Annotated in this window: 16 protein-coding genes and 1 other RNA gene; 6 read left to right on the top strand and 11 right to left on the bottom strand. The window is 63.7% G+C overall.

Translation table 11 applies throughout. The features are described 5' to 3' along the window. Positions 1-32 precede the first annotated feature (32 nt). Positions 33-842, bottom strand: a complete 810-nt coding sequence (gene xth, locus H163_RS0114630; RefSeq protein ID WP_019965349.1) for an exodeoxyribonuclease III — start codon at positions 840-842, stop codon at positions 33-35. 235 nt (positions 843-1,077) lie between these two features. Here xth and H163_RS0114625 point away from each other — a divergent pair, with 235 nt between their 5' ends. From H163_RS0114625 to H163_RS0114615, 3 genes are read left to right on the top strand one after another with little or no spacing between them, the layout of a single operon-like run. Further along, entirely contained in the window at positions 1,078-1,812 is a 735-nt protein-coding gene (locus H163_RS0114625) for a glycoside hydrolase family 25 protein (protein ID WP_019965348.1), read from the top strand. A gap of 54 nt (positions 1,813-1,866) precedes the next feature. Next, on the top strand, positions 1,867-2,151 hold the full coding sequence (locus tag H163_RS0114620) for a type II toxin-antitoxin system RelE/ParE family toxin (protein ID WP_019965347.1): 285 nt from the start codon (positions 1,867-1,869) through the stop codon (positions 2,149-2,151). After that, positions 2,123-2,437: a HigA family addiction module antitoxin gene (locus tag H163_RS0114615; protein ID WP_026355875.1), complete on the top strand. Its 315-nt coding sequence runs from the start codon at positions 2,123-2,125 to the stop codon at positions 2,435-2,437. Before H163_RS0114620 ends, H163_RS0114615 begins: the two co-directional genes overlap by 29 nt. 2 nt (positions 2,438-2,439) lie before the next feature. On the opposite strand, the gene folK is transcribed toward H163_RS0114615, so the two are convergent. The 4 genes from folK to H163_RS0114595 all read right to left on the bottom strand — a co-directional run bounded on the left by folK (position 2,440) and on the right by H163_RS0114595 (position 5,611). Continuing rightward, positions 2,440-2,943 (bottom strand): 2-amino-4-hydroxy-6-hydroxymethyldihydropteridine diphosphokinase, encoded by a 504-nt coding sequence (folK, locus tag H163_RS0114610; RefSeq protein ID WP_019965345.1) that lies wholly within the window; start codon positions 2,941-2,943, stop codon positions 2,440-2,442. Beyond that, positions 2,944-3,765: a dihydropteroate synthase gene (gene folP, locus H163_RS22910; protein ID WP_019965344.1), complete on the bottom strand. Its 822-nt coding sequence runs from the start codon at positions 3,763-3,765 to the stop codon at positions 2,944-2,946. A gap of 101 nt (positions 3,766-3,866) precedes the next feature. Continuing rightward, entirely contained in the window at positions 3,867-5,063 is a 1,197-nt protein-coding gene (locus H163_RS0114600; protein ID WP_244296170.1) for a multidrug effflux MFS transporter, read from the bottom strand. Positions 5,064-5,170: 107 nt separating this feature from the next. Beyond that, positions 5,171-5,611 (bottom strand): MarR family winged helix-turn-helix transcriptional regulator, encoded by a 441-nt coding sequence (locus tag H163_RS0114595; protein WP_019965342.1) that lies wholly within the window; start codon positions 5,609-5,611, stop codon positions 5,171-5,173. Between the two features lie 221 nt (positions 5,612-5,832). Between H163_RS0114595 and typA the strand changes: the two genes are divergently transcribed. After that, positions 5,833-7,653 carry a translational GTPase TypA gene (gene typA / locus H163_RS0114590; RefSeq protein ID WP_019965341.1) on the top strand — a complete coding sequence of 607 codons (1,821 nt, stop codon included), beginning with the start codon at positions 5,833-5,835 and terminating at the stop codon, positions 7,651-7,653. A gap of 82 nt (positions 7,654-7,735) precedes the next feature. Here typA and H163_RS0114585 read toward each other — a convergent pair whose 3' ends face one another. The 5 genes from H163_RS0114585 to H163_RS0114570 all read right to left on the bottom strand — a co-directional run bounded on the left by H163_RS0114585 (position 7,736) and on the right by H163_RS0114570 (position 12,739). Next, complete coding sequence (locus tag H163_RS0114585; RefSeq protein WP_019965340.1) at positions 7,736-8,284, bottom strand: YbhB/YbcL family Raf kinase inhibitor-like protein; 549 nt, start codon at positions 8,282-8,284, stop codon at positions 7,736-7,738. A gap of 99 nt (positions 8,285-8,383) precedes the next feature. After that, on the bottom strand, positions 8,384-9,220 hold the full coding sequence (locus H163_RS0114580) for a helix-turn-helix transcriptional regulator (RefSeq protein WP_019965339.1): 837 nt from the start codon (positions 9,218-9,220) through the stop codon (positions 8,384-8,386). Next, the gene (locus H163_RS0114575) at positions 9,217-11,124 is read right to left on the bottom strand and encodes a DNA polymerase III subunit gamma/tau (protein WP_115336643.1); all 1,908 of its coding nucleotides are present in this window, start codon (positions 11,122-11,124) and stop codon (positions 9,217-9,219) included. The genes H163_RS0114580 and H163_RS0114575 overlap by 4 nt, the downstream gene beginning before the upstream one ends. A gap of 205 nt (positions 11,125-11,329) precedes the next feature. Then, an RNA gene (gene ffs / locus H163_RS24005) (signal recognition particle sRNA small type) lies at positions 11,330-11,427 on the bottom strand. 121 nt (positions 11,428-11,548) lie between these two features. Beyond that, a complete protein-coding gene (locus tag H163_RS0114570) occupies positions 11,549-12,739 on the bottom strand; it encodes a pyridoxal-phosphate-dependent aminotransferase family protein (RefSeq protein WP_019965337.1) in 1,191 nt (396 codons plus the stop codon). Positions 12,740-13,025: 286 nt separating this feature from the next. Between H163_RS0114570 and H163_RS0114565 the strand changes: the two genes are divergently transcribed. Beyond that, positions 13,026-13,871, top strand: a complete 846-nt coding sequence (locus tag H163_RS0114565; RefSeq protein ID WP_019965335.1) for an N-formylglutamate amidohydrolase — start codon at positions 13,026-13,028, stop codon at positions 13,869-13,871. Between the two features lie 155 nt (positions 13,872-14,026). On the opposite strand, the gene H163_RS0114560 is transcribed toward H163_RS0114565, so the two are convergent. After that, positions 14,027-15,235, bottom strand: a complete 1,209-nt coding sequence (locus tag H163_RS0114560; protein WP_019965334.1) for an acyl-CoA dehydrogenase — start codon at positions 15,233-15,235, stop codon at positions 14,027-14,029. A 135-nt stretch (positions 15,236-15,370) separates the two neighbouring features. Here H163_RS0114560 and H163_RS0114555 point away from each other — a divergent pair, with 135 nt between their 5' ends. Then, entirely contained in the window at positions 15,371-16,306 is a 936-nt protein-coding gene (locus H163_RS0114555) for a LysR substrate-binding domain-containing protein (protein ID WP_019965333.1), read from the top strand. The last annotated feature ends 3 nt before the right edge of the window (positions 16,307-16,309 follow it).

Raw genomic sequence — 16,309 nt, 5'->3', positions numbered from 1 at the left:
GATTATGCCAAGGCCGGATCTTCTATTCGGGCTCAGACCTCCAGCCGCGCAATCACCGGAACGTGGTCGGAGGGCTTTTCCCAGCCTCTCGCCGCCCGCAGCACTTCGATGCCGCGGGCGTGCGGGGCAAGGCTCTGGGTCATCCAGATGTGATCGAGACGGCGGCCCTTGTCGGCAGCATCCCAGTCCTTCGCCCGGTAGCTCCACCAGGTGTAGAGCTTTTCGGACATGGGCACGTGCTGGCGCATCACATCCACCCAGTTGCCGCCGGTGCGGATGGCTTCCAGAAGCTCCGTTTCGACCGGCGTATGGCTGACGATCTTCAGCAATGCCTTGTGCGACCACACGTCATGCTCATAGGGCGCGACGTTGAGATCACCCACGACAACGCCCGGGCGCGACGCCTCGTCCCCGCCCAGCATCGCCTTCATCTCGGCCATGAAATCCAGCTTGTGGCCGAATTTCTCATTGATCGTCCGGTCCGGCTCGTCGCCGCCCGCCGGCACATAAAAGTTATGCAGGCGGAACGAGCCGCCATTGAACTGCACGCTGACGGCAATGTGCCGGGCATCGCCCTTGCCGCAGAAATCCCGCCGCTCGACAGCCTCCAGGGGGCGGCGCGAGACGATGGCGACGCCGTGGTAGCCCTTCTGGCCACTGATCTCCACATGCTCATAGCCCAGCTTGCGGAAGGCACCGAACGGAAAGTTGGCATCCGGGCACTTGGTTTCCTGCAGGCACAGCACATCCGGCGCATGGGTGATGAGGAAGGTCTCGACAATCGGCATGCGCAGCCGGACGGAATTGATGTTCCAGGTGGCAAGGGTCAGGCGGTCAGTCATGAAGAGGTCCGTAGCTATGAGCCGGATAGGCGATGCGGCGGGCGTGACAAGTCAGGACAAGCACGTGACCCGGTGTTGCCCCGCCCGTCAAGCCGGTTTCAGACCGCAAAGACGGTGCACCACAGGCGGGGTAACCGCAAATGCCCCATTCCCGCCACGATTTTTCTACGATCCGTTAGGACTTTTCGCGCAATTTGACGCTAGGTGTTTGTAATTCGTTAACCCGGAGGAACACGTGTTCCGGCGCCCGCGCTTCCTTGCCATGCTTGCCCTTACCGCGCTTCTGTCCTCCTGTTCGGGGGTGGAGTACCGCGATCCCATGCCGCAGGACTTCCCCGTCCACGGCATCGACGTGTCCCGCTGGCAGGCGGATATCAACTGGCACGAGGTCAAGCGCGCCGGCGTCGAGTTTGCCTTCATCAAGGCAACCGAGGGCGGCGATTTTCTCGATCCGATGTTCGTGACCAACTGGCAAGCGGCCAAGGAGGCCGGCGTGCCGCGCGGTGCCTATCACTTCTATTATTTCTGCCGCCCTGTTGAGGAACAGATTGCCTGGTTCATCCAGAATGTTCCGCGCGATCCGCAGGCCCTGCCGCCAGTTCTCGACATGGAATGGAACCATATCTCGAAGAACTGCCCCAAGCCGCCTCCGGCAGACAAGATCGTCGCGGATGTAGGCGTGTTCCTCAATGCCGTTGAGGCCTATTACGGCAAACGCCCGATCGTCTACACCACCATCGACTTCCACCGGGACATTCTGGTCGGAAAATACACAGCCCATGACTTCTGGCTGCGGTCGGTCGCCAGCCATCCGAGCTACAAATACGACAAGCGCGACGATTGGGTCTTCTGGCAGTACACCGCGCAAGGCACCATCAGGGGCATCAAGGGGCCCGTCGACCGGAACGCCTTCTTCGGCACCAGGGCCCAATGGCAGCAGTGGCTGCGGGGCGAGCTCCCGAACCGGTGAACGCAGCATGATGTAACGCATGGCACTACATAACGCCATGCGTTATAGTTGCTCATGATCCAGAGCTTTGCCGATCCTGAAACGGAACTCATCTGGTCGGGCCGCGTGAGTCGGCGCCTGCCGCCAGCCATACAGTCCGTGGCATTGCGCAAGCTCCGCATGCTGAATCAGGCAAGGGTCATCAATGACCTGCGCGTGCCACCGGGCAATCGTCTGGAGGCCCTGAAGGGCGATAGAACCGGCCAGTTCAGCATCCGCGTCAATGATCAGTGGCGCATCTGTTTTGTCTGGCAGGAAGGAGGTCCGGCACATGTCACCATCACCGACTACCACAGCTGATCTTTTGCCGAACCCGCATCCGGGCGAAGTCCTGCTGGAAGAGTTTCTCAAGCCGATGCACCTCAGCCAGAATGCGCTTGCGCGCGCGCTGGATGTGCCGCCGCGGCGCATCAATGAAATCGTGCTCGGCAAACGGTCCATCAGCGCTGACACGGATCTGCGGCTTGCGCGCTATTTCGGCGTCTCGGAAGGCTTTTTCCTTGGCCTTCAGGCAGATTATGACCTGATGCAGCGGCGCCGTGAAATCGCAGACGATCTGGCTCAGATCAGTCCCCGCGCCGCATAGGCTCACTCTGGCAGCAGGACGATTTCCTCGCGGCCTTCGCAGGTTGCGAGGGCTTCAGCCGCCGTGCGGCCGCCGCCGATGGGGGCATCGGGCCAGATTTCGGCCAGAGGCACCAGCACGAATGCCCTTTCGCCCATGCGCGGATGGGGGATGGAGAGATGCTCCTCCTCCACCTGTTCACCGCCATAGATCAGCACGTCGATGTCGATGATGCGCGGGCCCCAGCGCACATCCCGCACCCGGCCCAGTTCCCGTTCGATCTCAAGGCACCGGCCCAGCAGGTCACGCGGGCTCAGCACCGTTTCGATGACGAGGCAGATGTTGCGGTAGTCATCCTGCGGGATCGGCCCCCAGGGTGGTGTGCGGTAGGCAGAAGAAACGGCGCGGACGGAGATGCCCTCGCTCGCATCAAGCCGGGCGATGGCTGCGGCCAGATTGGCCTTCGGGTCGCCCATGTTGGAGCCGAGGCCCAGCGCCGCGCGCACCGCGTTGTCAGCAAGGCTCATTCAGACGGCTTCCCTTTTCATGGCAGCAAAGATCTTCGCCGCCTCCACATGCGGGCGGACATCGTGGGCGCGCAGGATTGCCGCGCCCCGTTCCAGCGACAGAAGATGCACCGCCAGCGAGCCGCAAAGCCGCTCCTGCGGCTCCACATCCAGCACCGCGCCGATCATGCGCTTGCGCGAGGCGCCGCTCAGCAGCGGCAGGCCATGCTTGCGCAGGCTTGCGAAGCGGTTGAGGACGAGGAAATTCTGGTCCACCGTCTTGCCGAAGCCGAAGCCCGGATCGAGGATCATCTTTTCCCTCGCAATGCCGGCGCGCTCTGCCAGTTCCATCGAGCGTTCGAAGAACCGGTCGATGTCGGCGAGAATGTCGATGGCCGGATCTGCGGCTTCGCGGTTGTGCATCATCACCACATGAACGCCCGCTTCAGCCACGGCATCTGCCATGGCCGGATCTTTCTGCAGGCCCCAGACGTCATTGACGATCGCCACTCCGGCGCGGCAGGCCCGGCGGGCGGTTTCCGCCTTGTAGGTGTCGATGGAGACCGGGCAGCCCAGCGCCACGACCGGCTCCAGCACCGGGGCAAGGCGGGCCCACTCGTCGTCCAGAGATACAGGCGCAGCGCCGGGCCGCGTGCTTTCACCGCCGATGTCAATGATATCCGCACCTTCAGCAATCATCTGCCGGGCATGGGCGATGGCAGCTTCCGTGGCAGCATGACGGCCGCCGTCTGAAAAGCTGTCCGGCGTGACATTGAGGATGCCCATCACATGCGGGCGGGCAGGACCGGCAAGGTCCGGCAGCTGATAGGCAGCCTGTGTCATTGAGGAAGCTCCCGCGAGATCGAAGCGCTATGTCGCGCTTTGACGGGGAGAGGTCAAGCCGAAGGACGGTTGCGGCACAGAAAACGCCGCAAGGACGCCGGTCAACTGCCGCCGCCTCCCTCCTTCGCCCTCGCAAGCGGCGTCAGAGCCAGGTAGAGCCCCGCCCCCAGCAGCATCATGCCCGGCGCAACGATGATCAGCGCCAGCACCGGATCGCCGAGCCACGCCGCCACCAAACTGCCGAGAATGCCGGTGCCGAATTGCAGAAACCCGGTCAGCGAGGAGGCAGAGCCTGCAAGCTGCGGAAAGCCCTGCAGCGCCGCCGTGGTGGCAGCGGGCAAAAGACAGGCCAGCGAGAAAGAGAACAGCCCCACCGGCAGCATCACGCTGAGGAAACCGGGTTCGAACAACGCATGCGAGACGATGATCGCCGCTGCCGCCAGCGCCATGCCACACAGCGCGGGCGGCACCAGCTTGCCCGCATCATGCCGCCGCAGCACCCGCGAGGCGACGATGGTAGCTGCCATGAAGGAGCCGGACTGCACGATCATGCCGAGGCCGAACTGGCTGGGCGTCAGACCCACGTGATCGATCAGCACGAAGGGCAGGATGGTCGCCAGAGTGTAGATGGTGCCGATGCCAAAGCCCACCAGCAGACTGGGCTGCAGGAAGGAGGGCGTTTTCAGCAGCGTCAGATAGTTGATGACAAGCCGCGCGGGCTGAAGATTGGCCCGGTCGATGTAGCGGTTGGTCTCCACCATGAAGATCCACACCGCCGCCAGCAGGACCGCGCCATAAACGATCATGAAATAGAAGATCTCGCGCCAGCCGAAGAACTCCAGCGTCAACCCGCCGATGGTGGGCGAGATCGCCGGGCCAATAGCCAGCATCATCGCCACCGTATTCATGATCCGCGCCGAGGTCTGCCCGGTGAACTGGTCGCGCACGATGGCGCGGGACACGGACACGCCGATGGCAGCGCCAATCCCTTGCAGCGCGCGGGCGGCAATCATGCCCTCGACACTTGGCGCAAAGGCCGCCAGCAGAGTGGAGGCGAGATACAGCAGCAGGAAGGCAATCGTCACCGGACGGCGGCCGAAAGCATCGGTCAGCGGTCCGCAGATCAGCTGCGTCAGGGCAAAGCCGGTGAAATAGGCCGTCAGCGTCAGCTTGATCATCGAACGCGTCGTCTCGAAAGCATCCGCCAGCACCGGCATGGCCGGCGTATAAAGCGCCATGGAAATCGGCCCGATCGCCACCAGCGCCGCGCCGATCAGGGCGGTGCGCCTTTCGCTCATGGGAGGTGTCACACTGTCCCGCATCTGATCCATCCGTTGTGCGGGCTCCTCCCTGCCCGGGAAATCCGAATTCCATCTTTCTGGCTTCTGGCAGCATGCCTCTGGCCTCAGGCCCGGTCTGCGGCCTCCGCCAGATTGCTGCGCACCTGAAGCAGGACCCGCACCGCGGCTGCGGTTTCCTCCGGGGTCATGCCGTGGCTGATTTCCGCGCGCACCTGCAAAAGCGCCTCGTCAATCTTGGCCAGCACACTCTGCGCCGCTTCGCCCAAAACGACGATCTTGGCGCGCCTGTCCTGCGGGTCGGCCTCACGGCAGATCAGGCCCGCCTGTTCCAGCCGGTCGAGGTGCCCCACCAGCGTCATCGGCTCGATGCCGAGGATCGCCGCCAGCACGCTCTGGCGCTGATCCGGCAATTGCCGCACCATGTTAAGCGTCCTCGCCTCCGCCGCCGTCAGACCGCAGTCCACGCCGCTCAGCGCCGCCTCGAAGCGCTGGCGGATCAGCCGGCCGACATCGGCGACAAGAAAACCAAGGGTCGGATCAGCCACGCAAGGCACCACGCAGATTTCATAAGAAAGACATATAGTAAGGCTACCTTACAATTAGAGCGGCAGCTGATTTGCGTCAAGATGCGCTGCCGCGTTGCACAAATGGCCGCCGCAGACTATACAGGGCGCGAATTTCCGCCCGTGAGCACCAGCGGGCGTCAGCCACAATTTGAAGACAAGCACTGCGGGCACCCTGCCCGCAGTGTCTTTTGGAGCCCTTAATGAAGCTGCGCAATATCGCCATCATCGCCCACGTCGACCATGGCAAGACAACCCTAATCGACGTCCTTCTGAAGAAGTCGGGCTCCTTCCGCGAGAACCAGCGCACGGAAGAGCGCATGATGGACTCCAACGACCTGGAGCGTGAGCGTGGCATCACCATTCTGGCGAAGGTGACTTCGCTGGTATGGGGCGACACCCGCATCAACATCGTGGATACCCCGGGCCACGCCGACTTCGGCGGTGAAGTCGAGCGCATCCTGCACATGGTGGACGGTGTGGTTCTGCTGGTGGACGCCGCCGAAGGCCCGATGCCGCAGACCAAGTTCGTGCTCGGCAAGGCCCTGAAGCTCGGCCTCAAGCCGATCGTTGCCATCAACAAGATCGACAAGCCCGAGCAGCGCGCCGAGGAAGTGCTGGACGAAGTGTTCGACCTCTTCGCCGCCCTCGACGCCAACGAAGAGCAGCTCGACTTCCCGGTCGTCTATGGCTCTGCCAAGCAGGAATGGATGGCCAACGACCCGACCGGTCCGGCTGAATCCATGGGCCCGCTGTTCGACCTGATCATCAGCCACGTTCCGGCACCAACGGCAGAGGAAGGCTCCTTCCGCATGCTGGCGACCACCATCGAGAGCAACCCGTTCCTGGGCCGCATCCTGACGGGCCGCATCGTCGCCGGTGAAGCCATTCCGAACATGCCCATCAAGGCCCTGTCGCGTGAAGGCAAGGTTGTTGAAAGCGGCCGCATCTCCAAGGTACTCGCCTTCCGTGGCCTCGAGCGTCAGCCCATCGAGAAGGGCGAGGCCGGTGACATCGTCTCCATCGCAGGCCTGCAGGAAGCAACCGTCGCCGACACGCTCTGCTCCATGGACGTGAACGCCCCGATCATGGCCCAGCCGATTGATCCGCCAACCCTGTCCATGACCTTCTTCGTCAACGACAGCCCGCTGGCCGGCACCGAAGGCGACAAGGTGCAGTCGCGCGTCATCCGCAAGCGTCTGATGGACGAGGCGGAAGGCAACGTTGCGCTGAAGATCGAGGACACCCCGGAAGGCGACGCCTTCATCGTGTCCGGCCGTGGTGAACTTCAGCTCGCCATCCTGATCGAAAACATGCGCCGCGAAGGCTTCGAGATCTGCGTCGGCCGTCCGCGCGTGGTCTTCCAGTTCGACGAGAAGGGCAACCGCCTGGAGCCGATCGAGGAAGTCACCATCGACGTGGATGAAGAGCATTCCGGCGTCGTGGTGCAGAAGCTGTCCGAGCGCAAGGCCGAGCTGCGCGAAATGCGCCCCTCCGGCGGCGGCCGCACCCGTCTGCAGTTCCTCGCCCCCACCCGTGGCCTCATCGGCTATCAGGGCGAGCTGCTGTCCGACACCCGCGGCACGGCGATCTTCAACCGCGTGTTCCACGAATACGCCCCCTACAAGGGCGACATTCCGACCCGTCACACCGGCGTGCTGATCTCCAACGGCGACGGTGAGGCCGTGGCTTATGCCATGTTCAACCTGGAAGACCGTGGCCCGATGATGATCGACCCGGGCGTCAAGGTGTATCAGGGCATGATCATCGGCGAGCACACCCGTGGCAACGACCTGGAAGTGAACGTGCTGAAGGGCAAGCAGCTGACCAACATCCGCGCCGCCGGCAAGGATGAAGCCGTCAAGCTGACCACCCCGATCCGCCTGTCCCTCGAAGCGGCGCTGTCCTACATCGCTGACGACGAGTTGGTGGAAGTGACGCCGAAGAACATCCGCCTGCGCAAGGCCCTGCTGGACCCGAACGACCGCAAGCGCGCCGAGCGCGCTGCATCCAAGGGCAGCTGAGCCTTTCGGCCGTTAAAATAGCAAAGGGCAGCCTTCACCGGCTGCCCTTTTCGTTTTCATCACCGGGCAGATGCTCTTCGCATCAACGGTTATAAACCGCCGTGATCTTTGCCGAGGCAATCGCGTTGGCGTGGATCATGAAGCCGGCCAGTGCGTTGCTGGCGTTTTCCGGCAGATCAAGCCGGTCCACCGGGAGCGCATGAACGGTGAAGATATAGCGGTGCACTTCGCCGGGAGGCGGGCAGGCTCCGCCAAATCCCGCCGCGCCGTAGTCATTGGCAAGCTCGGAGACTTCCGCAGGCATCTTGCCGGCGCCACTTGCCCCAGCCTCAAGCGAGGTGACGGAGGCGGGAATGTTCACCGCAGTCCAGTGCCACCAGCCCGATCCGGTCGGTGCGTCCGGATCATAGGCGGTGATGGCAAAGCTCTTCGTGCCGGCCGGCGCACCGGTCCAGGACAGTTGCGGGGAGGTGTTGCCGCCTTCGCAGCCGAAACCGGCAAAGACATGTGCGGACGCCAGTTGCGCGCCTTCGGCAATCGACGTGCTCGTGAGCCTGAAATCCTGCGCGCTGGCGGGAGTCACCATGGCGGCGGCCAGCATCAGGCCGGAAAGAGAAAGCTTGGCAAACATGATCCGGTGTCCTTTCTTGACGGTTGATCATGTGCACAGGAGTAGCCCTGCAAAGCCCTGCCAGCTTCCGGCTCACGCTCAAAAACTATCGAAAAACGATCAATCCTCGCGCTGACGGATCTGTCTAGGCTTGATTGCGAATCTTTTCCGAAAGGCATCGGAAAAATGCGAGGGCGTCTGGAAGCCGCAGTCGAGCGCGATGCGCGATACCGGAAGATCCGTTCCCTGCAACAGGGAGAGACCTCTCTCCAGCCGCGTGTGCAGAAGCAGCTGCGCGAAGCCGGGACCGGACCTTGCCAGCCAGCGCCGGAACGTTGCCTCGCTCATGGCGAAATGCCGGGCCACCTCGGGCAGGCGCCAAGGGTAACTGATATCGCTCTCGATCAGGCGGCGCACCTTACTCCAAGGCAGCTCCTCATCCCTTGCCGGAAGCTCCACGCCACTGTGGCGCAGCCAGAGCAGCGGTTCGAGAAGCCTGTGCGCACGCAGCGGCTCCGGCAGGTCATCGCGGGAGAGCGTATCCTTGATCAGAGCAAGCATGTCCGAGGGATGGTGAGGAACCGCCCGCAGCACCTGAATGCCGGGCGCAGCACTGCGCGCAGGATGCTCCCCGAAAACCGTGTCCACCAGATCGCGGGCGATGCTGACGCCCTCGGCCCGGTAGTCTGCATCCGGAACCGGCCGGTTTTCCATGTTGACCACGGAACCTGCCGGAAAGATCATCACGTCTCCCGCCTCGCCGGTCAGCTCGCCGTTCCGGGGACAGATGACCCGTTTCGAGCCGGCCTGAATGAAGAAGAGAAATGTCAGCCTGAAATACAGGCCGGTGAAGGTCGCCCGTGTCGCCTGTGTAACGGGGAAGACCGACAGCCCGGCTTCGTCAATACCCGGCAGAGCTTGGGTCTGCTGCGGCACCGGCGTGATGTCCTCTATCACAGATCGTCGTCATCCGTGCCGAGGGCTTCGGCGAGAAGCGGATCGTCGATGCTTTCCTCTTCCTCGTTGACACGCACGTCCACGACGCGGGCGCCGGGGAATTCGGCCAGAAGCGCGGCGACGGTCGGATGCGAGCGGGCATCGGAGAGAAGCTGGGCCTGCGTTGCCTCGCGCTCCTCGTGGATCGTCGGGCGCCCCTGCTCGCGGCTGACAGACACGATCCAGCGCATGCCGGTCCATTCGGTCAGCTTGCGGCCAAATTCACCGGCCAGATCCGCGCCAGCGTCTTTCGTCGGCTGGATTTCGATCCGCCCCGGCTCGAACTTCACCAGCCGCATCTGCCGCTCGATGGAGACCTTCAGCGGAATGTCACGCCGCTCGGAGGCAAGTGCCGCACAGTCGGCCAGCGAGCGCAACTGGACGGCCGGCGCCTGCTGCACGGCTGGCTGGGGGGCAGCTTGAGCGGCAGACTGGGCAGCGCCGCCAGCAATCGCTGCAAGGCGCGGACCGCCGCCGCTCATCGTGGGGCCGGAATAGCCACCCTGACCATTCTGGCCACCCTGCCCCATCGGGGAACCTGCGGCCTGCGGCTGCATGCCGCCGCCTTGCATTCCCCCGCCCTGGCCAGAGCCCTGCTGGCCGGAACCTTGCGGCGCGCCGCCTGCAGGCAGAGACGGAAAGCCGCCGCTCTTCAGCAGCTTCAGTGCCTCTTCCGGGTCCGGCAGGTCCGCCGCATAGGCAAGGCGCACCAGAACCATGTCGGCAGCCGCCAGCGGCTTGGGCGCGGCCTGGACCTCGGAAATGCCCTTCAGCAGGATCTGCCAAGCCCGCGAGAGGGCGCGCATCGACAGCTTTTCGGCAAACTCCCGGCCGCGCAGACGCTCGGTCTCGGTGACGGAGACTTCCTCACCCGCCTTGGGCACGATCTTGAGCCGGGTCACCAGATGGGTGAAATCGGCCAGATCTGTCAGCACGACGGCGGGGTCTGCGCCAATCGCATATTGCCCGGCCAGTTCTTCCATCGCCTCGGCAATGCGGCCAGACATGAGATGGCCGAAAAGGTCGATCACCCGCGCCCGGTCAGCAAGGCCCAGCATCTGCCGCACCTGCCCTGCATCAATGTGACCGCCGCCATGGGCAATCGCCTGATCCAGCAAGGACAGGCTGTCACGCGCCGAGCCCTCGCCCGCGCGGGCGATCAACGTCAGAGCCTCGTCGGAAATGTCGATGGATTCGGCGTTGGAAATGCGCCGCAGCAGGCCAACGAGCTTGGGCTGCTCGATGCGGCGCAGGTCAAAGCGCTGGCAGCGGGAGAGCACCGTCACCGGAACCTTGCGGATTTCCGTGGTGGCGAAAATGAACTTCACATGCTCCGGCGGCTCTTCCAGCGTCTTCAGCAGCCCGTTGAAGGCCGCGTTGGAGAGCATGTGCACTTCGTCGATGATGTAGACCTTGTAGCGCGCCGAAGCGGGGCGGTAACGCGCTGCGTCCGTGATCTCGCGGATATCGTTGATGCCGGTGTGCGAGGCGGCGTCCATCTCGATCACATCGACATGGCGGCCTTCCATGATGGCGCGGCAATGGGTGCCCTCGCGGGTGAGCTGCACCGTCGGGCGCTCCACCTCGCCGGGGATTTCATAATTGAGGCCGCGTGCCAGAATGCGGGCTGTCGTCGTCTTGCCGACACCGCGCACGCCGGTCAGCATCCAGGCCTGCGCAATGCGCCCCGTTGCAAAGGCGTTTTCCAGCGTCTGGACCATCGGCTCCTGGCCGACGAGATCGTCAAAGGTCTGGGGGCGGTACTTGCGGGCCAGCACCCGGTAGGCGCCGGACTGCTTCCCTTCGCCGGCAGGCGCAGGTGCGGGAGCAGAAGGGGCAGGCTCAGCCGGAGCATCCCCGAACATGGAGATCGTCAGGTCGTCCCGCTCATGCTCAGCGGTCTGATCAAGGCCGTTGCCTCCGGGGCTGTCACCGTCCATGCCGCTCATCCAGCCCGCCTGTCCCCGTCTTGAATTCATGGAACCGGAGCCTTCGAAAAGACAGCCGGAAGCCCCGCCGCGCCTGAGGCACGCGACGCGACGCCGTGGTGCATCTGCGCGGGGGAAAAGGGTGGGAGGCTGGCACGGCGACCCGTGCCGGAACTCGTTGGGGCTGCTTCCTTCCGGACCTGACCCGGTTGGCGAGTGGCTCGTCCACCACCAACCTCCCGAGCCCCTTATATCAGAAGCACACGCCCCTTTGGCAAGGCCTCATATGCCAAAGGGGCAAACTTCGTGACTGGAAAGAAATATATCCTTTCCAGACAATGACATAGCTTCTTGAAACAGGTCAGTTTCCGCCCAGTGCCCTGTCCATCACGGCAATGGCCGCCTCCACACCGCCGCTTTCATGCGGGATGCCGAGGCGCCGCAGCCCCAGTTCCATGGCGGAAAGCGTGCCCAGAACCATCGCCGCATTCACATGACCCATGTGGCCGATGCGAATGCCCTTGCCGGCGAGATCGCCGATGGCGATGCCGATGGTGATGCCGCACACGTCCTTGACGAAGCTGCGCAGCGGCGCCGGATCAACGCCGTTGAAGCAGATCACCGACACGCTGTCCGAGCGGTCTTCAGGCTTGAGAATATTCATCTCGAGCACGCCCTTGCGGCCCCAGACTTCGACAGCGGCGCGCACTGCTTCGGCGAGGATCGCATGGCGGCGCCAGACGCCTTCCAGCGTTTCTTCCTCGATCAGCTCCAGCGACTTCTGGAAGGCGAAGAGCAGATGCTCCGGCGGCGTGCCGCAGTATTTCATGTAATGTTCCGGACCGTCCCGGAAGGTCCAGTCCATGTAGGCATTGCGCAGCCCTGCCGTCTTGTGGGCGGCCAGCGCCTTCTGTCCAGCCACCACGAAGGCAAGGCCCGGAGGCGACATCAGGCCCTTCTGCGAACCGGCCATGGCGACATCCACGCCCCAAGCCTCCATTTCGAACGGCACGCAGCCGAGCGAAGCCATGCAGTCCACCATCAGCAGAGCGCCGTGGCCGCTGGCGTCCATGGCACGGCGCAGAGCCGGAATGTCGTTGAGCACTCCGGAGGCCGTGTCCACCTGCACCACCAGAACGGCCTTGATCGCGCCTTCCGTATCAGCCCGCAGCCGCGCTTCCAGCGCCGCCGGATCAACCGCCTTGCGCCAATGGCCGGGCAGGATTTCCACGTCGATGCCGATCAGCTCTGCCGCCTCACCCCAGCCGATGGCAAAGCGGCCCGATTCGAGCACCAGCACCTTGTCACCCCGAGACAGGGTGTTGGACAGCGCTGCATCCCAGGTGCCGTGGCCATTGGCGATGTAGATATAGGGTTTGCCCGTGGCGCTCCGGAACACGCGGGAGATGCCCTTCAGGCAGTCATCCGTCGTCTGCAACAGCGGGCCTTCATAGATATCGACAGCCGGGCGGTGCATGGCCCTCAGAACTTCGTCCGGCACGTTTGTCGGACCCGGGATCATGAGGAATTCCTTGCCATACCGCAGCGTCATTTTTCTTTGCCCTGGAATTGTTGTCCGGAAGGTGGGAAAGCCAGCATAGCTGCCCGCAGAACGAACTCAAGCAGCAACTCTGCCGCAGATTTAGGCGGGCAAACATTCTTATCAGGCCGGAAAAATTGAAGTTTCTGGGGATTACCCTGCGCAGCGAGAAGCTCCTCTGCGACGGGTCGCGGCAGACGTGGCAAAAGTTTAGGAAAGATTAAAATAAACGCCCCCGACCGTGATGTGCCTCGCATCACGCCGCTGAGGCGTACCCATCCCGGCAGGCCCATCATCCATGATTGCCGTTAAGGAACGTTCCGCACCGCTGATCCTCTGCATCGGCCATTCCGGCCTGCGGATTCCGCCGGCTATCGACAAGCGCCTTTCGGCAACGGGACGGCTGCAGGCCGATGCCTCCTGGCACATGGACCAGTTGGTGGATTTTGCCGAAGACATTCAGGCAACGGTGATCTCGACCCCCATTTCCCGGCTTGTTGCGGACGTGGACGGTGACCCGGCGAGCTTCGGCCGCCCGTTCGAGGATGGCGCACTGTCCATCTGCCCGGTGCTGACACTGGACGGCAAGCGCGTCTATCTGCCTGACGAAGATCCGGGCCGGTTCGAGATGGACGAGCGGCGGCGGCTCTATCATGCGCCGTTCCACGATGCGCTGAGTGCCCAGATCCGGCGGTTGCGCGCCATCCATGGCCGCATCACGGTGATCAGCCTGCAATCCATGCGCAGCCGCATCAAGGGGCGTTATCCGGGCGATCTGCCCCTGGTCAACATCGGCACGCTACATGGCCGCAGCTGCCACGAGGATGTAGCCAGCCTCAGCATGACCATGCTGCATGACTTCACCGACAAGACATTCTCGGAAAACGACGCCGTGGGCGGCGGCTATATTGCCCAGACCTATGGCAACCCCTCAGGCGGCGTGCATGTGCTGACGCTGGCGCTGGCGCTCAGGTCCTATATCCGCCACGAAAACCCGCCCTTCGAGATGGACAGGGAACGGGTGCGCCAGAGCCGCCTTGCCCTGCGCAATTTCTGCCAAAAGCTGATCGAATGGGCCAATGGCAAGCGCAAGGCTCCGGCCCGCGTGCTGCTGGACCATCTGCCGGACCTGCTCGAAGACTGAAAGCCTGCCACGGCGCACTGCGGCGGCGAAACGGCTTCCGGCCGGAGCAGCCGGGTCTCAGGTGGTGGGGACCTGAACACCGGGCCGTCCGGCCGGAAAGTGGAACGCGGCGGGGGCCTTGCCGCAATCCTTGTCTGAAACTGAGCTGACAGGTCTCAGAAGAATGCCTGAAGACCGGTCTGGGCGCGGCCCAGGATGAGGGCATGCACATCATGCGTGCCTTCATAGGTATTGACGGTTTCAAGGTTCTGCGCGTGACGCATCACGTGGTATTCTTCCTGAATGCCGTTGCCGCCGTGCATGTCGCGGGCCTGACGGGCGATATCCAGCGCCTTGCCGCAGTTGTTGCGCTTGACGATGGAGATCATCTCCGGCGCCACCTTGCCCTCGTCGAACAGGCGGCCGACGCGCAGCGAACCCTGCAGGCCAAGCGCGATTTCCGTCTGCATGTCGGCCAGCTTCTTCTGGAACAGCTGCGTCTGGGCCAGCGGGCGGCCGAACTGCTTGCGGTCGAGACCATACTGGCGGGCACGGTGCCAGCAATCTTCGGCGGCACCCATGGCACCCCAGGAAATGCCGTAGCGGGCGCGGTTGAGGCAACCGAACGGCCCCTTGAGGCCGGAAACATTCGGCAGCAGCGCGTCTTCCGAGACTTCCACGCCGTCCATGACGATTTCGCCAGTGATCGAGGCGCGCAGGGACAGCTTGCCGCCGATCTTCGGCGCAGACAGCCCCTTCATGCCCTTCTCCAGCACGAAGCCGCGAATGGCCCCGTCATGGGCTTCGGACTTGGCCCAGACCACGAAGACATCGGCGATCGGCGAATTGGAGATCCACATCTTGGATCCCTTGAGCCGGTAGCCGCCGTCGATCTTTTCGGCGCGGGTGCGCATGCCGGCCGGATCGGAGCCTGCATCCGGCTCGGTCAGGCCGAAGCAGCCGACGAACTCGCCCGACGCGAGCTTGGGCAGGTATTTCTTGCGCTGCTCCTCGGAGCCATAGGCATAGATCGGATACATCACCAGCGAGGACTGCACCGAGTTCATCGAGCGGTAGCCGCTGTCGACGCGCTCGATCTCGCGGGCAACGAGACCGTAGGAAACGTAGGATGCACCGGCGCAGCCGTATTCTTCCGGAAGGGTGACACCGAGCAGGCCAAGCTCACCCATCTCGTTGAAGATCTCGCGGTCCGTCTTCTCGTGGGCATAGGCTTCCAGCACGCGCGGCTGCAGCTTGTCCTGCGCATAGGCGCGGGCGGTTTCCATGATGAGGATTTCGTCCTCGCTCAGCTGCTCGCGCAGCAGGAAGGGATCTTCCCAGGCAAATGTGCCACCACCGGTGGGATCAGACTTGAGAGTCACCATCACATTCCTCCGTCTCATGTATCAGCCATCAGCGCCGCACCTCCATGTGAGGCAAACGCCGGAATTGCGCGGACTATGCCTGCTGACAGGAGACACGGGAAGAGATAAGTTCTCCGCAAGTCATGAGCCAGTGGAATGAACCTGATGGTCAAACGCGCCTTTCTGCCGCCCGCCGATGCCCTCATCGCCTTCGAATGCGCCGCCCGGCATGAAAGCTTCACCCGCGCGGCGGAGGAGCTGCACCTGACGCAGGGCGCGATTTCCAAGCAGATCCGCCATCTGGAACAGCGGCTGGGCGTGCCGCTGTTTGCCCGTGTTCGCCAGCGCGTGGTGCTGACCGATGCAGGGCGGCTCTATCTTCATGAAGTCCGGGGCGCACTGGACCAGCTGGGGGATGCCACACGGCAGGTGATGTCCTTTGCCGGGAGTGCCGATGTGCTCAATCTGGCGGTTCTGCCCACCTTCGGCACCCGCTGGCTGGCGCCGCGCCTGGCCGAATTCCTGCGCCGGACGCCGAAAGCTGCCCTCAACATCTCCATCCGCCTGCGGCCCTTCGACTTTGCCGAAGAGCCCTTTGACGGCGCGATCCACCACGGCGATCCGATCTGGGCAGGGGCCATTGTCGAGCCGCTGTTCCCGGAGGAATCTGTGGTCGTGGCCTCGCGCACGTTCCGCGACCGCCACATGATCAGCGAGCCGCGTGACCTGCTGAAGGTGCCGCGCCTGCAGCTCTCCACGCGCCCGATGGCCTGGCGCGACTGGTTCGCAGCCATGGGGGTGGAGACGGACAGCGCCTATCAGGGGCCCCGCTTCGAGCAATTCGGCATGATCGCGGAGGCCGCAGCCCATCATCTGGGCGTGGCGCTGATGCCCCGGCTTTTCATCGACGAGGAACTGGCAAGCGGCCGTCTGGTGCGCCTGTTCGGCCAGCCGCTGGACCAGAAGACCGCCTATCACTTCGTCTATCCGCAGGACCGGACCCTGCGCCCGGTCGTCGCCGCCTTCCGCGCCTGGCTGCATGAGGAAGCCCGAACCTCCCGCACCAGCCGCGAGAGCCAGCTTCCGGGTTGACCC

The organism is Pannonibacter phragmitetus DSM 14782 (genome assembly GCF_000382365.1).
GTDB lineage: Bacteria > Pseudomonadota > Alphaproteobacteria > Rhizobiales > Stappiaceae > Pannonibacter > Pannonibacter phragmitetus.
The sequence above is the reverse complement of the archived record's forward strand: the minus strand, read 5'-3'. Positions and strand labels throughout refer to the sequence as shown.

Coding starts and splice junctions, on each gene's coding strand:
- H163_RS0114570 (WP_019965337.1), bottom strand. CDS start 12,739: ATGACGCTGCGGTATGGCAAGGAATTCCTCATGATCCCGGGTCCGACA.
- H163_RS0114615 (WP_026355875.1), top strand. CDS start 2,123: ATGTCACCATCACCGACTACCACAGCTGATCTTTTGCCGAACCCGCAT.
- H163_RS0114575 (WP_115336643.1), bottom strand. CDS start 11,124: ATGTTCGGGGATGCTCCGGCTGAGCCTGCCCCTTCTGCTCCCGCACCT.
- H163_RS0114600 (WP_244296170.1), bottom strand. CDS start 5,063: ATGAGCGAAAGGCGCACCGCCCTGATCGGCGCGGCGCTGGTGGCGATC.
- H163_RS0114560 (WP_019965334.1), bottom strand. CDS start 15,235: ATGGTGACTCTCAAGTCTGATCCCACCGGTGGTGGCACATTTGCCTGG.
- H163_RS0114620 (WP_019965347.1), top strand. CDS start 1,867: ATGATCCAGAGCTTTGCCGATCCTGAAACGGAACTCATCTGGTCGGGC.
- folP (WP_019965344.1), bottom strand. CDS start 3,765: ATGACACAGGCTGCCTATCAGCTGCCGGACCTTGCCGGTCCTGCCCGC.
- H163_RS0114565 (WP_019965335.1), top strand. CDS start 13,026: ATGATTGCCGTTAAGGAACGTTCCGCACCGCTGATCCTCTGCATCGGC.
- typA (WP_019965341.1), top strand. CDS start 5,833: ATGAAGCTGCGCAATATCGCCATCATCGCCCACGTCGACCATGGCAAG.
- xth (WP_019965349.1), bottom strand. CDS start 842: ATGACTGACCGCCTGACCCTTGCCACCTGGAACATCAATTCCGTCCGG.
- folK (WP_019965345.1), bottom strand. CDS start 2,943: ATGAGCCTTGCTGACAACGCGGTGCGCGCGGCGCTGGGCCTCGGCTCC.
- H163_RS0114585 (WP_019965340.1), bottom strand. CDS start 8,284: ATGTTTGCCAAGCTTTCTCTTTCCGGCCTGATGCTGGCCGCCGCCATG.
- H163_RS0114555 (WP_019965333.1), top strand. CDS start 15,371: ATGAACCTGATGGTCAAACGCGCCTTTCTGCCGCCCGCCGATGCCCTC.